The following is a 14,042-nucleotide window of genomic DNA, read 5'->3' on the forward strand; positions in this document are numbered from 1 at the left end:
AGGGGGCAGATAGGTGGGTACGGACATTTAGCAGCAAAGAGGAAACTAGGTTCGAAACAGGGGGAAACTCTATGTCTGCGATCACCAGTCCACTCAACGCGGAAGACAAGAAGGTCGTCGGCAACGTGCTCCAGGGCGCGCTCGTCGACCTGCTCGACCTGTCACTCCTGACCAAGCAGGCGCACTGGAACGTGATCGGCCACAACTTCCGGTCGCTGCACCTGCAGCTCGACAAGATCGTCTCGTCGGCGAGGAAGCACGCGGACACCGTCGCGGAGCGCGCCGTGGCCCTCGGGTGCAACCCCGACGGCCGGGCCTCCACGCTCGCGAAGACCAGCGAGGTGCCGCAACTGGAGACCGGCTACATCCACGACGGCAAGGTCGTGGCGGCGATGACGGACATCCTCGGGTCCATCGTCCGCCGGATGCGCGAGCGCATCGCGGCCACCGAGAAGCCCGACCTGGTCACCCAGGACATCCTCATCGAGATCACCCAGGATCTGGAGAAGCACCACTGGATGATCGAGGCCCAGCGCTAGATCGTCTCACCAAGGTGCCCCGGCCCGCCGGCCGGGGCGCCTTCGGTGTTCTCCGGAGTCCTTCTTTCGGCGGCGACGTCATCGGGACCGGCACCAGGCCCTTCCGCCGGGTCCAGACCCAGACGCCGCCTCGGTGTCAGGGGCATGGCGCTCCTCGCCTGCGGGTGGTGGGACCGGCTTCCGGGGAGATTGGAACCGGATTCGGAGGTAGGCCCAAGCCGGGTGACGAGGACACCGGAGAACGTGAAAGCCCGTAATCCGCGTAGGGGGGCTACGGGCGGGACGATGTCGATCAGATGCAGTTCACCGGATACGCGGCCTGCTTGGTCGGCTTGTTGTGGTTGAGCACCTCAAGTCGTACGGTGCTGTTTCCGCTGCTCTGCGTGGACTTGTTCCAGAAATCGCCGATCGTCTGGACGACGCCGGGCTTGAGCACCCGGCTCCTGACCGGCCCCGGCTGGCCGTCGGCCACCAGGCGGTACCTGACCTCGGTCTCCCGGTCCGTCGTGAACAGCCCATCCACACGCATGCTGAAGGAACGGTCACAGTCGCCCGCGTAGAGCGGCACGAGCACGTAGCGGAAGGTCACATTGGCGTTGTTAGGCCCATCGTCGCAGGTGAAGGTGTACGGGCGCTCGTCAGGCTGGGAGGGGCCGCCCTCGACCATGAGGCCGACCTTGTGCGGGCCGCCCCCTGCGGCACCGAGGGTCCAGGAGGCGGAGACGTCCTGGGAGCGGGCCTGGGCGGAGGCGGGGAAGTCCAGCACCTGCTTCTGCCAGGCGGCGCCGTCCACGAGCCACCAGTACGTGACCTGCTGCGCGGCTCCGGCGGGGAGCGTGACCCGCCCGGTGGCCCGGTACGCGACAGGCTCCACGCAGGTGCCCGCGTAGTCGCCCGGGGTGAGCTCCACGATCTGCCGTCCCGGCGTCACCGGAGGCTGCGTGGGCGTGGACGTCGGGGTGGAACTCGGAGTGGACGTCGGGGTGGGCGCCGGGCCGCTCTTGCAGGTCACCGCGTAGTCGGCGCGGCCGGAGTCGTGTCCGCCGAGGGTGAGGATGTGGACGGCCTTCCACCCGCGGGCGGAGCTGCCCACGCTCATCGGCAGCGTGACCTGGCGGAGGCGCGGCCCGCCGGCGGCGAAGTACAGCGACTCCGGCCGTCCCTCGCCGGTGATGCTGTCGATCCACCGGTAGTCGACGGTGGCCGGGGTGCGCGAGACCTGGATGGTCGCGGTGAACCGTACCGTCGCCGGGCAAACGTCGTTGTGGGCGGCCGGGCTGACGTCCACGTCCGCCGCGGACTCCATCGGTCGTCCGGGCTGGGCGGGCAGCGGGTGGGAGACGTCCCACACCTGTGCGGGACCGTCACAGGCGACGCTGAAGCGTGCCTTGCCCGACAGGCCCTTCTTGCCCAGGATCTCGACGGCCTGCCAGCCGGTGGTGTCGCGGTCGAAGGTCTGCCGGTCCCGCACGACCACCTTGCGCGAGCCGTTGACGCGGAAGCTCTTGACGACGCTCTTGCCGCCGTCGCCGCGTACCCACCTATAACGGATGATGCCCTTGCCCTTGGCCGCCACCACCGCGGAGAATCCCACCGTGGTCGGACACGCACCCGACCCTTGGCGGGACTCGCCTTCACCTGGGCCACAGCGGTCTTGGGCGCGAGGGCGGAGGATGTGGCGGCGTACGAGAGGGTGGTGGCCAGCAGCCCGCTGAGCACCACCGTGCTCAGCAACAACGCTGTCCTCTTCCCGGCACGGTGCCCCGTACCGGGAGCCGATGCCGGTGGCCGTGCCACTGCTGTCTGTCGCACACCGACGCAGTGAATGCGAGCCGGGCATGGCGAGCGGCGGAGCCGGTGGTTGTCACCACCAGTAGGTGGGGTAGCGCGGGGTCACCCCGCTGCGTCCGACGAGCATGCCGACGAGTACCAGGATGACGGTCGCGGCGACGAGTATCGGCAGGAATGGCACCAGGGGCTGCTGCTGGGCGACCACGAGCGTCGCGGTGGCGGCGGCGGGCGAGTGCGGCGTACGCGTCAGGGCCGTGACCCCGAGGGCCAAGCCGCCGGCGACGGCGGCGGCCCAGACGGAGGAGCCGGCGACGGCCAGGACGGCGAATCCGGTGAGCGCCGCCAGGAACTGGCCGCCGATCACGCTTCGCGGCTGCGACAGCGGCAGGGTCGGCGCGCCGAAGACCAGGGCGGCGCTGGCGACGAGCGGGGGCATCAGCCAGACCTGGTCCAGCACGGTGCCGAACGCGACCAGGGTGAGCAGGGCGATCGTGGCACCCGCAGTGAAGACGGCGATGGCTGCCGTCTTCGGCCGGGCGGGTGCGCGGCTCCTGAGGCCATGCCAGGCGTCCGTCGCGGTGGTCTCGTCGTTCCCGCTCGCCGGCGAGACGAATGCCGTCCTCTCGTCGTCCCCGCCGAAGGCGACCGGGGGCGCCACATAGGCGGTCCGCCAGGGTCGCGACGGCTCCACCCGGGTCTTCGGATCCGGTCTGGCCTCGATGGGCCCCTTCAGGTGCGTCCTGCCTCCCGGCGAGACCTCCTTCGTGTCCCCGACGGCCCGCGGATCGAGCCGCGCGGCCGCCAGGACCTCTTCCGGTCCGGATGCCTGCGGCGGGAACGGCATCGTCCACCTGCGCATCCGGTCGGCCGGAAAGAAGTTGTGAACCCCCATGGAAAATCTCCTGCGATCTCGGTATCGGTCACCAAAAGTCGCAGAAGGTACTTGTGCCTTACTTGGAGGTCAGCGCAAGCGCCCGCTCACCGGGCAAACGTTGGCTGATACGGCACTACAGCGGCTGGGGGCTGGAGGTTGCGGGGGTGTTCTGCGGCGAGGGCTGTGACCAGGGCGTGGAGTTCAGCGGAGGGAGCTTGCTCGGCCGGTCGCGCCACCGGTGTCGCAGCACGCAGGGGGCGGCCGACCGCGGATCGCGCGAACGCCGCTGAGGTAGGGCAAAGGGCTCCAACCCCTACTGCGGATTCAACGTTCCTGTCACGATCATCGCTTCCACGGGTGGTGCAGGACGTATGGCATGGCGGCTGGGAGGGAAGCGCACGTCTCGTCCCCCTGACGGCGATCTCCAGGCCGAAGCCGACGACGAACCGCTGTCCGGCTCACAGGAGATAGCGGGCCAGGTCGGCGATGGGGTGGGGGCGGGAGAGGAGATCGCGGAGGGCTTCCAGGTGGGTGGCCGCGTCGTGCAGGACGGCTCCCGGCACGGTGTCCCGTGCCGGGAGCCGATGCCTGTGCATACCGGGATCTACCGGGTGGATTCCTGCATGCCGCCGTCGCCGAACCAGACCAGGTCGGAATGCAGTCGGCGGGCGGCGCTGCGGGGGCTCGCCCACAGGCCGAAGCCGCGGCCGTTCGCGCCGACGGTCGTCGCTGTGCCGCCCGGCAGCGCCAGCCCGTAGGCCACCACCTCGGGGTGACTCTCCTCGCTCTCGGCGAAGTCCTGGACCAGGGCGAACATGCGGGGGAGATCGCCGGTCAGCGTGTACGCACGCTCCAGAGCCACCTCTCGCGGGTAGTGCTCGCCGAAGTCCGGGCCATGGCAGGCGGATGGCTGGTCGGAACCAGGGTGGTGCTCCATGTCGGTGCTCCCTTCCGATGCTGAACCTGGGTGAAGATCTGCCGTACGGCTCCGCTCCGCCCTGATTCCTCTACGTTTTCGAGCGAACACCGAGCGTGACGGCCGATGCTTCGGTAGCGTGACACTGAATTCGGAACGACGCAAGCTTGCCTTGTAAAGTTGTTGGTGTTGTCCGGATTTGTCTAGTGCTGCTCAGTGGTTTAGGCGGGGCAAATTCAAAGGAGACGGCGATGGGCGCGAAGCGAGGACCGACGCTGCGGGCGCAGTGGCTCGGCAAACACCTGAGAGAGTTTCGCGAGTCGGCCAAGCTGACGCTCAAGCAGGCGGGTGATTATCTGCAGCGTGACGCAGGAACCATCAGTCGGCTGGAATCCGGAATCATTCCGGCGAGGGCGTCCGATGTGCTGGCACTTCTCAATCTTTACGGCATCAGTGATCAGAAAGTTCGCGACGGATTGGAACAGATTAGCCGCGATATCTGGCGCAAGGGCTGGTGGGACGGCTACGCCACGGATTCTCTCGGTGGATTGTTCGATCATGCTTGGCTCGAAACCCGTACAGAGGGGATCCGCTCCTACGAGGCGATGGTTATTCCTGGACTCCTTCAGACCCGGGACTATGCCCTGGCTGTTATCGCGGCGAGCGATGTGGATGCTTCTGGCGAGCAGATCGAACGCTGGGTGCAGTTCCGGATGGACCGTCAGCGTGTTCTCGATACCGAATCGGCTCCGAACGTTGAGGTCATCCTTGATGAGGCCGTCCTGCACCGCATGATCGGCGGCCTACAGATAATGCACGCTCAACTGGACTACCTATCCGAGGCTATGGCCAAGCCGAACGTGGCCGTTCGAGTCCTGCCATTCGCTGCTGGAGCGCACGCCAGTCCGGAGGGCGCTTTTGCGATCTTCGACATGCCGGAGCCTTACTCCGACGTGACCTATGTGGAGACTCGGGGAGGTGCCGTCTACACCGAAGCAGAAGGCGCCGAAGTCTTCATGCGAGCGTACGATTCCCTACGTGGCGCCGCTCTCACGCCGGATGAGTCCGCGACCGTCGTCCGGAATGCGATCGGCCGTGTCGGACGAGCGAAAGGGAGGAGCACGTGATGATCAACCCTGAGGAACTGGCTGGCGTGGTTTGGCATATCAGCGCCAGGAGTGCCAATGGTGGCGGTCAGTGTGTTGAGGCTGGTCCGTTAGCTGACGGTAGCGGGCGTGTTGCCGTACGGCATAGTCGTCGTCCTGAGGCCGAGGTGATTGTTTACACCCGGGCTGAGTGGGAGGCGTTCGTCGGCGGTGTCAAGGACGGCGAGTTCGACTTTCCCGCCCGCTGACCGTACCGGTTCACGATGAGGCGCGGCCTCGGGTGACGGTGTAGCCGTTCGGGGTGGTGGACGCGGTCGAGTATGGCGCGCTCTCCGGTTTCGGCCTTCGCGAACCCGCCCTACCTCGGCGGTAATCGACGGGGGGCATCCGAAACCGGGATTATTGCGACATGAGTGCTGAAACCCGTGACATCGTGGAAGAACTGCTGGGTCGGATGGTCAAGGGCGATCATGATCGTACGGCGGAGTTGTTCGCCGAGCCGATCGACTGGCAGCTGAACTGGCCCGCCGAGGGGCATCCGGCGGTGCCGTGGATTCGTCCCCGGTCAGACCGGGCCGAGGTGGCGGACCATTTCCGGTCGCTGGAGGCCCATCATGTGCCCGAGCTGAACGGCACGTCGGTGACGCGGATCCTGGTCGACGGGGCGAACCCCGTCGTGTTTGGGGAGATCGTGCAGACGGTGCGGGACAACGGGTCCACGTACACCTCGCCGTTCGCGCCGAACCTCACCGTCGAGGACGGGCTCGTCACCCGCTACCACATCTACCGAAATGGGGGCCGGTGCTTCGGCCCTCAGGCCAGGGGGTGAAGGCCCGCGCGGGAGGGTCGCCAAGGCCCGAGCGTGCTCTAAGCCGGAGGGTTCTGTTGTTCGATGTAGTGGTGCAGGACGCTGATCGGTGGGCCGCCCACTGACCCGGCGAAGTAGGAGCCAGACCAGAAGCGTCCACCCCACAGGTATCGGCGGATGTGCGTCTCGTACTCCTTGCGCAGGAGTCGGGCCGAGACGCCCTTGAGGCTGTTGACCAGCTTTGAGAGCTGCACCTTGGGCGGGTAGTGCACCAGGAGGTGCACGTGATCGCCCCCGCCGTTGAACTCCTTCAGTTGCGCCTCGAAGTCCGCGCAGACATCCCGCATGATCTCCTCGCACCGGTTGAGCATGGCCTCGGTGAAGGCGCCGTGCCGGTACCTGGTAACGAAAACCAAATGGACATGAAGGGCATAGACGACATGACGGCCCGTGCGTACGTCAGGATTCGAATTCCAGCGCGGTGACATAAACCAAACGATACGATGCCCCGCATGGGACTCGGTGTGGAGCGTGGCGTAGAGCTTGGTGTGGAGCACCGGCGGTTCGGGCATCGCGCCCGGCTGGCGCTGACTCCCGCACAGGCTCGGCTCATCGACGACCAGGCGCACGCGGCCCGCACGATGTGGAACCTGCTGCACGAGTGGTGGACGATGCTCCCCAAGCACAAGCGTTCCCTGGCCGCGGCCGACGCCGCGATCCGGCAGGCCAGAAAAGACATCGACTGGCTCGCCGTCCTTCCCGCCCAGGCTGCCCAAGCGGTACTGAAGACCTACTTCCAGGCGTGGAAGAACTGCTGGGACGGCCGAGCCGACGCGCCGACCTTCAAGGCCCGCCTGCGCACGGTGATGGGCGTGGACATTCCACAGGGCCGAAACCTCCACATCCAGCGGGTGCACCGGCGCTGGGGCACGGTGAACATCCCCAAAGTGGGCCGGATCCGGTTCCGCTGGACCAAAGACCTACCGGTCGGCACGAAGGCCGGCGCCGACAACCGGATCACCGGGGCGCGGCTGATCAAGGACGCCCTCGGCTGGCACCTCGCCTTTCGCGTCCAGACCGTTGAGCCGAAACCTCAACCCCACACCGGCCCCGAGGTCGGCATCGACGCCGGAGTGAACATCCCCCTGGCCCTGTCCGATGGCCGCCATCGACACCACGGCCGCCCTGCCCGGCTTGCGGACGGTAAGGCCGACCGGGACAAATGGCTCAACGCCGACGAGAAGACCAAACTGCTGCGGCTGCAACAGCGGGCCGCGCACCGCAAAAGCCTCCGCAAGCCCGGCGAGCACCCCTCCAACCGGCTGAAGCGGACCTATGACCAGATCGCAGGCCTGCGCGCGAGAGCCAAGCGCCGGGCCATCGACTGGCAGCACCAAACCACCACCGACCTCGCCCGCACCTACGGCGTGATCGTGGTGGAACACCTGAACATCCCGAACATGGTCACCTCCGCCAAGGGCACCATCGAGGAACCGGGCACGAACGTCGCGCAGAAGTCCGGCCTGAACCGCTCCATCGGCCAGGAGGCATGGGGGCGCGCCGTGACGATGCTGACGTACAAGTCCGCCCGCCACGGCGGCGCCCTGTACAAGGTTCCCGCCCCCGGCACCTCCCGGCGCTGCTCGGCCTGTGGGTTCACCACGGCGGGCAGCCGGGAGTCCCAGGCCGTGTTCGTGTGCAAGAACGAAGGCTGCGACTGGTCCGGCAACGCCGACCACAACGCCGCCCGAAACATCTTGCACCTGTACCGGACGGGCCTCGCGCTCGTCCCGGCTGCCGGGAGGGCAGTCGTCAGGCACGCTCGCCGCGTCAAGCCCGCCACCGCAAGGTAGGGGGGAATCTCCCGCCCTTCAGCGGGAGAGCACTTCAAGAGGACAGCCTCACGGTCGCGCGGGCCCTCAGCGCCTGAAGGTGCCCGAGCGTGCCCGACATGTGATCGTGAAGGGGGGCCATCTCGGGTACGCCGGGGACTCTCGGCAGCCCAGGTCCGGAGGGGGCCTGGGTCTCGTCGTTGACGGGGGCCGTTCTCAGAACAGGTTGCGGGAGGGCCAGGCGGCGAACTGCTGGAACACCTCCCACATCATCGTGTCGAGGTCGATGCCGTTGCCGTTGGCGAGCGCCGCCCAGCAGAACTCGTTGCTCGTCCGGGCGAGGATGCTCTCGGTGCCGTAGGGGATCAGCCGGCCGTCGTGCCACCAGTTTCCGAGGGTGTTGACGTTCCAGCCGCAGGCGTACGTCGGTTTGGCCGCGGACGGCGCGGTCATCGTTGCGATCGTGTCCGGCCGGAGCAGGTCGGGGACGGTGGGAAAGCCGTCCGCCCGCAGGGCGAAGCGGACGATGTCCACAGGTGACGCGAGCCAGCCGCCGTGGGAGTCCATCCGCCGCGCCGGGATGCCGTACGGGTCACCGGCGCCGTAGTAGACCACCTCGTCGGGGCGTCGTTCGGCCCGGGTGTTTCCCGCTAGGTGCATGTTGGTGATTCCGTTGGGAGTGAGCACGCTCTGGCGTACGAAGTCGGCGTAGGGCTGCCCGGTGACCTGTTCGATGACCCGGCCCAGCAGGCAGTAGCCGAAGTTGGAGTACAGGTGGGTGGTGCCTGGCGTGTGCAGGAGGGGCCGGTTGTCGAGCACCCAGCCGATCAGCTGGTCGTGGTTCATCGCCGGGTTGCCGAACATGGGGTCGTTGACGTCGTTGGTCCAGCCCCCCGCGGTGTGCTGGAGCAGGTGCCTGACCGTGATCGCCTGGAGTCCCGCACTGTAGGGCCTGCTGCCGTACCGGATGCCGAGGATGCCGCTCGCGCCGAAGACGCGCTGGTCGAGCGTGAGCCGGCCGGCTTCGACGAGCCGCATGACCGTGACCGCGGTGATCGGCTTGGAGACACTGGCGATGCGCATCAGGTGCCGTTCGGTGAGCCGCTCGCCGGTCTGCCGGTTCGCCAGCCCGTACCCTCGGGCGAAGACGAGCGCGCCGCGCCGGGCGATCGCGAGTGACACGCCGGCGGCTCCGGAGGCCCTCAGGTGGCGGTCGACGACCGCGTGGACGGCGGCGAAGTTGTCGTCCACGATCTTGTCGCTCAGCCAGATCCCCGCGTACCGCTCCGAGCCGGAGCCGTAGCCGCTGACCCGGGCGGGCCGGTAGCCGTCTCGCCGGTGCTCGTCGAAGACCCCCTGGTAGTCCGCCCCCGCCACACCGTGGCGGGCCGACCAGGCAGGGCCCGCGCCCCGCACCCAGATCGCCGCGTACCGGTCGGTGCCGCCGACGGTGTAGCCGCTGACGTGGAAGGGGCGGTATCCCTTCTTCGTCAGCTCGTCGAACTCGGCCTGGTACTGGGTCCCGGTCAGGTTGTGGCGGGCCTCCCAGTCGGGTCCCTGGGCTCCCCAAACCTTCTCCCAGATCGCCGCGAAGTGTGCCTTTCCTCCGAGGCCGTACCCGTCCACGTGGATCAGCCGGTATCCCTCCTTGAGCAGCCGGTCGAACTCGGCCTGGTACCCCTCCGAGGTCATGTCGTGCTGGGTGACCAGGTGCGGCCCGCCGGTGAGCTCCCAGATCGCCGCGAAGTACACCTTCCCGGCGACCTCGTATCCGGCCACGTGGAGCAGGCGATACCCCTCCTTCTCCAGCCGCTGGTATTCGGCCCGATACTCCGGCTCGGTCAGGCCGTGGCGGGCGAACTGCGGCGGTCCCGGCGCGTTCTCCCAGATGGCCGCGTATCCCGCCCGGTCACCCATCTGGTAGCCGTCCACCTGGAGCAGGCGATACCCCTCCTTGGCCAGGCGGTCGAACTCGGCCTGGTACTGCTCCGAGTTCAGGCCGTGGCGGGCCACCCACGGGAACGTCCCCGCCGACATCGCCGTCCCGGTACGGAGCCTTTCCATGCTTTCCGCGACGCGGGCCGCCGAGGCGACCCCTGATCGTTCAAGGCCGAGGAACGCGGCCAGCCCGAACCCCGCCAGGAGCGCGCCGCGACGGCTGAACGGCACCGATGAATCCCGCACGTCGAACTCCTGTACTGGGTTGTCGCGCCCGGCCGGATAGCCGGATGTTCTGAATGTCTGATGATCCGAATCATCGGAATCCGCGAGACGTACCGGTGATCGTTTCTCGCGGTCTTCGAGCGCGCGCCGTCGCCGACGAGCCGGGCGGAGCCGCCGTCTCAAGTGTGCGAACCCGCGCCGTCCGGCAGATGAGTACACCCCTACTCATATCCGCCTCCAGCGGTCGGAGCCGGAAGGACGTGTGCATCAGAGGAGGTAGCGGGCGAGGTCGGCGATGGGGTGGGGGCGGGAGAGCAGGTCGCGCAGGGTGTCCAGGTGGGCGCCACCGGAGGTGTGGTGGGCGACGAGGCCGGTGTCGTGGACGGCTCGATTCCAGTCCTCATCGTCGTTCGCGGCGTCCTCCAGTCGTCGCAGCACGCTCTCCCCGTCCGTCTCTCCGGCGAGCAGCGTGAGCAGGTGCGGCCATTGGACGGCGAGCGCCGCGAGCTTGGCGACCTCGCCGTCCGAGGCGGGGGCCGCACCGGCGAGGGCGCGGCGGTAGGTGAGGAACGAGTAGAAGCGGAAGACGTTCACGTACCGCTTGATCTCGCGCGGGTTGAAGAACGTCAGGGCCGGGAGCACGAACTCGATCGCCCGGTAGGCGTTCTCGTCGCTGTAGAGGTCGTCGAAGACCCGGTCGGCGGCTTCGCGGGTCGCCGCGCAGAGACCGCCGACGGCGTCGGAGCACTGGATGCCCAGGGCGTCCTGCGCCAGGCGCGCCGCCTCGTCAAGGGTCGTCGTGGTCGGACGCAGCGCCCAGATGGCGTCCTGCAACCGGCTCACCTGGACCGGATCCGGCGGTTCCGCCGCCTGCGATCCGGGTTCCGGTGTCTCCACCGGCGTTCGCGACCCGAATCCCTGCAGTTCCATCGTCGCCCGCAGCCCGAGTCCCGGTGTCTCCATCGGCGTTCGTGGGCCGGGTCTTCGCGGTTCCGCCGCCCGCGATCCCGGCACGGCCGCTCCCGGTGGCGCGGTGGTGCCGGGAAAGCCCGGTGTGACCGCGCCGAGCAGGGAGGGCCGTGCGGGAGGCAGGGGACCGCGCGAACGCGGTCCGGCCGGATCCGGTGGCGGGTCGAGCCGTTCCAGGGCGGCTGGGGGACCCGCCGGACGCGGTCCGGCCGGATTCGGTGTCCATGTGGTCTCCGGGGCCTGGGGGCGCGCGGTCTCCATGCTCGTGGAAACGCCGAATGTGGAGACGCCCGTGGGGACGCTGCTCGTGGGAGCACTTGCGCCTACGTCGGCTGCGGGCCGCGCCAGGTCGGGTACGCCCAGCAGGGCGCGTACGAAGGCGGGCAGCCGGTCGGCGTCGTCCAGCAGCGGCACGCTCAGCGGGAGCTGCACGATCTTCTCCAGGAACCGCCAGCCCAGGCCGGACCGCCCGGCGCCCGGCAGCGTCCCGGCCAGTTCCGGGTAGGCCGCCTCGACGTGCGCGGCGACCACCTCGGGCTCCATCGCCAGCACGAACACGCAGTTGGGGAACTCGCCGGCGAGGAACAGGTTGATCGCCTCGATGACCTGCGCCACCGTGGCGGACGAGCAGCGGTCCAGGTCGTCCACGAACACCACCAGCGGGCGCTCCCCGGTGGCGACCAGGTCGAGGACCTGGCGCATGTCGGTCTGCACCAGGTGCAGGAAGCCGGTCCTCGACCGGTACCCGGGGGTGGCCGCGGCCTCGTTGACGAGCCCTTCGGCCGCTCCGGGGCCGAGCAGGTCGGGCTGCGTGACCAGGCCGCGGAACGCGTTGTCCGCCGACTCCCCGAAGAACCGCGCCAGCCGCAGCGCGCCCGCCCCGACCACCACCGCGGATCCGGCGGAGCCGACGGCCGCCGCGGCGTTCCCCAGGAAGGCGCCGAACGCGGGCAGCAGCGTGGCGGCGGCGAGGAGCGCCCCGGTGAGGACGACGGTGGCGACCAGGCCGAGGGCCACCGGGGCCAGGCGGGTGAGCGCGAGATGGTAGGCGCGGCTGCGGACCGCCTCCCGGTCGATCCTGGACAGGTTCAGCTCCAGCCAGAACCGTTCCCGCTCGGCGCGGGGCAGCCGCCGGGTGACCTGGCTGATGATCTCGTGGGCCAGTCCGGCCCAGACCTGCTCGCCGTTCTGGTACATCCACGGGTTGAACCAGACCGTGGGCCGCCAGTCCGCCGGACGAAGGGGGAGCGGCCCCGGCTCGGCCCGCCCGGCGTTCTCCCGGGGGCGCCGTCCGGTCCTGGCCAGCACCTCGGCGTTGGTCAGCGCCCGTTCCACCCGGGAGCCGGGCAGGTGGATCGGGGCGGGAGCGTCCCCGACGGCCCCGGGGTCCAGAAGGTCCTGGATCATCCGCATCAGGGAGGTCTTGCCAGCCCCCCACGGACCCTTGACGCCGATCGTGAGCGGGGGCCGGGTCTCCGGGTGGCGGACGAACGCGGCGATCGCCTCGGCGTAGACACGGTGCCCGAGCTGGTCCTCGGTGGTCCACCGGTCGGCGGTGAGCCTCGCCCTGGGCCGTACCGTCCGCAGCCCGGCCCTGCGGCGGCGCAGCAGCGCCGAGGTCTGCGCCCGCTCGGCCGCCGACAGCCGCGAGTGGCCGAAGACCCGAACGTCGGGGTGGACGAACGTGGTCGTCTCGCCCAGCAGGCCCCACTGCCGCAGCTCGGCGGCGTCGCCGAGGATCTCGTCGATCGGCTCGTCCTCGTCGAGCAGGGCCGCCCTGCGCAGCAGCTCCCTGGCGGCCTCGCTCAGGTGCAGCTCGTAGACCCGCCGTACGATCTCGACTCCGCAGGCGGGCGGGGCGTGGTCACCGAGCCGCGCCAGGACGCGGGCGAAGGCGGCGTGCGGCACGGCGGCGGTGTCCCTCGCCGGGGTGAGGGCGACCCCCGCGACGGCCCCGTACGAGATCAGGATGGGTGTGCGGGCGGCGGAGGCCGCCGCGTAGCGGGCGAGCGCGTAGGCGTGCAGGTCCCCGACGCTGATCGTCCCGTCCCCGTCGAGGTCGGCGGCCCGCGTCAGCAGGCCCTCCGCGATGACGTCGGTCAGCGTGCGCGCCGGTCCCGGCACCGTCTCGTCGAACCTCAGCGTGAGGGTGAGCGCGGCCGCGGCGACCCTCGGCTCCCCGGCCACGGCGAGCTGCCTGACCGGTTCCGCGGAGCCGCTCAGGGCGCTCCAGCCGAAGTCGACGATCATCAGTACGGCGGCGGCGAGCGACTCGCCGACCTGTCGCCCGAACGCGCCGATCATCGATCCGAGCTGTCCCGAGGTCCAGCCGCCGTCGGCGGGCAGCCGGATCACCAGCAGGTCGCCCTCCCGCGCCGAGCGCAGCAGGTTCCACACGCGCTCGCCGTCCGGGCCCGCCCCCTCGCTGGCCTCGGCCTCGACGGCGAACCCCTCGGCGCGCAGGGCGCTCGCCAGCCGCGCGTCCGGTCGCGTTTCCTGGAGGGTTCCCGGCAGGGCGGTGCGCGTTCCGGTGACGGGGGTTCCCGTGCCCATCCCCATCCCCACACCCGCGTCCGGCGAGAGTGCGGACGGGGGCAGAGCCCGGGACATGGCCGAGGACAGGGGTGCGGACGGTGGCGGGGGCGAGGCAGGGGGGGAGTCGAGGAAGACGAGAGCTCGGCGGGTGCCCACGTGGGGCGTGGTCTCGAAGACTGGATTCGCGAACGCGAGTCCCTCGCTCAACGGTCCTCCCGATCTGACGGCGGTCATCCCACTGTGGACGCGTCGGGCGGGGCAGATGGCGATCTTGGCGATAGGTCGACCTGTTTTGACGGATGTTTGCTCTGCGGTTTCCGCAAAGTTTGCGGCGGTGAAGCCCTGGCGTTCGTGCGGGTTCGATCGATCGGTCGCCTACCGAGAGGGACGAATAGCCATGTTTCGCCGTATGTCGCCTAGAAGGCCGATGAAGATCTTGGTCTATCAGGCGATGCCGCCTTTCAGGGCATGGCCGTGATTCGCCAGGTGACGCTGTCGTGGTGGAGTCC

The 14,042-nt window shown here is 69.2% G+C and carries 12 protein-coding genes; 5 read left to right on the plus strand and 7 right to left on the minus strand.

Features of this window, described 5'->3' with window-relative positions:
- Nucleotides 1-71 precede the first annotated feature (71 nt).
- Nucleotides 72-539 carry a DNA starvation/stationary phase protection protein gene (locus ACIBH4_RS29805; RefSeq protein ID WP_362502182.1) on the plus strand — a complete coding sequence of 156 codons (468 nt, stop codon included), beginning with the start codon at nt 72-74 and terminating at the stop codon, nt 537-539.
- A 292-nt stretch (nt 540-831) separates the two neighbouring features.
- Here ACIBH4_RS29805 and ACIBH4_RS29810 read toward each other — a convergent pair whose 3' ends face one another.
- The 4 genes from ACIBH4_RS29810 to ACIBH4_RS29825 all read right to left on the minus strand — a co-directional run bounded on the left by ACIBH4_RS29810 (nt 832) and on the right by ACIBH4_RS29825 (nt 4,141).
- Entirely contained in the window at nt 832-2,133 is a 1,302-nt protein-coding gene (locus ACIBH4_RS29810; protein ID WP_362765127.1) for a hypothetical protein, read from the minus strand.
- Between the two features lie 270 nt (nt 2,134-2,403).
- Entirely contained in the window at nt 2,404-3,222 is an 819-nt protein-coding gene (locus ACIBH4_RS29815) for an HPP family protein (RefSeq protein WP_362502186.1), read from the minus strand.
- A gap of 440 nt (nt 3,223-3,662) precedes the next feature.
- Complete coding sequence (locus ACIBH4_RS29820) at nt 3,663-3,800, minus strand: hypothetical protein (RefSeq protein ID WP_362765125.1); 138 nt, start codon at nt 3,798-3,800, stop codon at nt 3,663-3,665.
- A gap of 8 nt (nt 3,801-3,808) precedes the next feature.
- Nucleotides 3,809-4,141 (minus strand): hypothetical protein, encoded by a 333-nt coding sequence (locus tag ACIBH4_RS29825; RefSeq protein ID WP_362502188.1) that lies wholly within the window; start codon nt 4,139-4,141, stop codon nt 3,809-3,811.
- A gap of 230 nt (nt 4,142-4,371) precedes the next feature.
- Between ACIBH4_RS29825 and ACIBH4_RS29830 the strand changes: the two genes are divergently transcribed.
- From ACIBH4_RS29830 to ACIBH4_RS29840, 3 genes are all read left to right on the plus strand, one after another.
- Nucleotides 4,372-5,247 carry a helix-turn-helix transcriptional regulator gene (locus tag ACIBH4_RS29830; protein ID WP_362765122.1) on the plus strand — a complete coding sequence of 292 codons (876 nt, stop codon included), beginning with the start codon at nt 4,372-4,374 and terminating at the stop codon, nt 5,245-5,247.
- On the plus strand, nt 5,247-5,474 hold the full coding sequence (locus ACIBH4_RS29835) for a DUF397 domain-containing protein (protein WP_362765119.1): 228 nt from the start codon (nt 5,247-5,249) through the stop codon (nt 5,472-5,474). The genes ACIBH4_RS29830 and ACIBH4_RS29835 overlap by 1 nt, the downstream gene beginning before the upstream one ends.
- Nucleotides 5,475-5,635: 161 nt before the next feature.
- A complete protein-coding gene (locus ACIBH4_RS29840) occupies nt 5,636-6,055 on the plus strand; it encodes a nuclear transport factor 2 family protein (protein ID WP_362765116.1) in 420 nt (139 codons plus the stop codon).
- A 38-nt stretch (nt 6,056-6,093) separates the two neighbouring features.
- Here ACIBH4_RS29840 and tnpA read toward each other — a convergent pair whose 3' ends face one another.
- Entirely contained in the window at nt 6,094-6,522 is a 429-nt protein-coding gene (gene tnpA / locus ACIBH4_RS29845) for an IS200/IS605 family transposase (protein ID WP_362502196.1), read from the minus strand.
- A gap of 24 nt (nt 6,523-6,546) precedes the next feature.
- Here tnpA and ACIBH4_RS29850 point away from each other — a divergent pair, with 24 nt between their 5' ends.
- Nucleotides 6,547-7,887 carry an RNA-guided endonuclease InsQ/TnpB family protein gene (locus ACIBH4_RS29850; RefSeq protein WP_399173224.1) on the plus strand — a complete coding sequence of 447 codons (1,341 nt, stop codon included), beginning with the start codon at nt 6,547-6,549 and terminating at the stop codon, nt 7,885-7,887.
- Nucleotides 7,888-8,082: 195 nt separating this feature from the next.
- Here the strand turns inward: ACIBH4_RS29850 and ACIBH4_RS29855 are convergent, their stop codons facing one another.
- Both ACIBH4_RS29855 and ACIBH4_RS29860 read right to left on the minus strand, forming a co-directional pair.
- Nucleotides 8,083-10,050 (minus strand): serine hydrolase, encoded by a 1,968-nt coding sequence (locus ACIBH4_RS29855; protein ID WP_362770334.1) that lies wholly within the window; start codon nt 10,048-10,050, stop codon nt 8,083-8,085.
- A gap of 246 nt (nt 10,051-10,296) precedes the next feature.
- Nucleotides 10,297-13,740 (minus strand): P-loop NTPase fold protein, encoded by a 3,444-nt coding sequence (locus ACIBH4_RS29860; RefSeq protein WP_362770336.1) that lies wholly within the window; start codon nt 13,738-13,740, stop codon nt 10,297-10,299.
- Nucleotides 13,741-14,042: the final 302 nt, after the last annotated feature.

The organism is Streptosporangium sp. NPDC050284 (assembly GCF_044459525.1).
GTDB lineage: Bacteria > Actinomycetota > Actinomycetes > Streptosporangiales > Streptosporangiaceae > Streptosporangium.

Excerpts from the sequence above, each read along its gene's own strand:
- ACIBH4_RS29805 (WP_362502182.1), top strand. The coding sequence starts at position 72 with ATGTCTGCGATCACCAGTCCACTCAACGCGGAAGACAAGAAGGTCGTC.
- ACIBH4_RS29850 (WP_399173224.1), top strand. The coding sequence starts at position 6,547 with ATGGGACTCGGTGTGGAGCGTGGCGTAGAGCTTGGTGTGGAGCACCGG.
- ACIBH4_RS29815 (WP_362502186.1), bottom strand. The coding sequence starts at position 3,222 with ATGGGGGTTCACAACTTCTTTCCGGCCGACCGGATGCGCAGGTGGACG.
- ACIBH4_RS29825 (WP_362502188.1), bottom strand. The coding sequence starts at position 4,141 with ATGGAGCACCACCCTGGTTCCGACCAGCCATCCGCCTGCCATGGCCCG.
- ACIBH4_RS29840 (WP_362765116.1), top strand. The coding sequence starts at position 5,636 with ATGAGTGCTGAAACCCGTGACATCGTGGAAGAACTGCTGGGTCGGATG.
- ACIBH4_RS29835 (WP_362765119.1), top strand. The coding sequence starts at position 5,247 with ATGATCAACCCTGAGGAACTGGCTGGCGTGGTTTGGCATATCAGCGCC.
- tnpA (WP_362502196.1), bottom strand. The coding sequence starts at position 6,522 with ATGTCACCGCGCTGGAATTCGAATCCTGACGTACGCACGGGCCGTCAT.
- ACIBH4_RS29820 (WP_362765125.1), bottom strand. The coding sequence starts at position 3,800 with ATGCACAGGCATCGGCTCCCGGCACGGGACACCGTGCCGGGAGCCGTC.
- ACIBH4_RS29830 (WP_362765122.1), top strand. The coding sequence starts at position 4,372 with ATGGGCGCGAAGCGAGGACCGACGCTGCGGGCGCAGTGGCTCGGCAAA.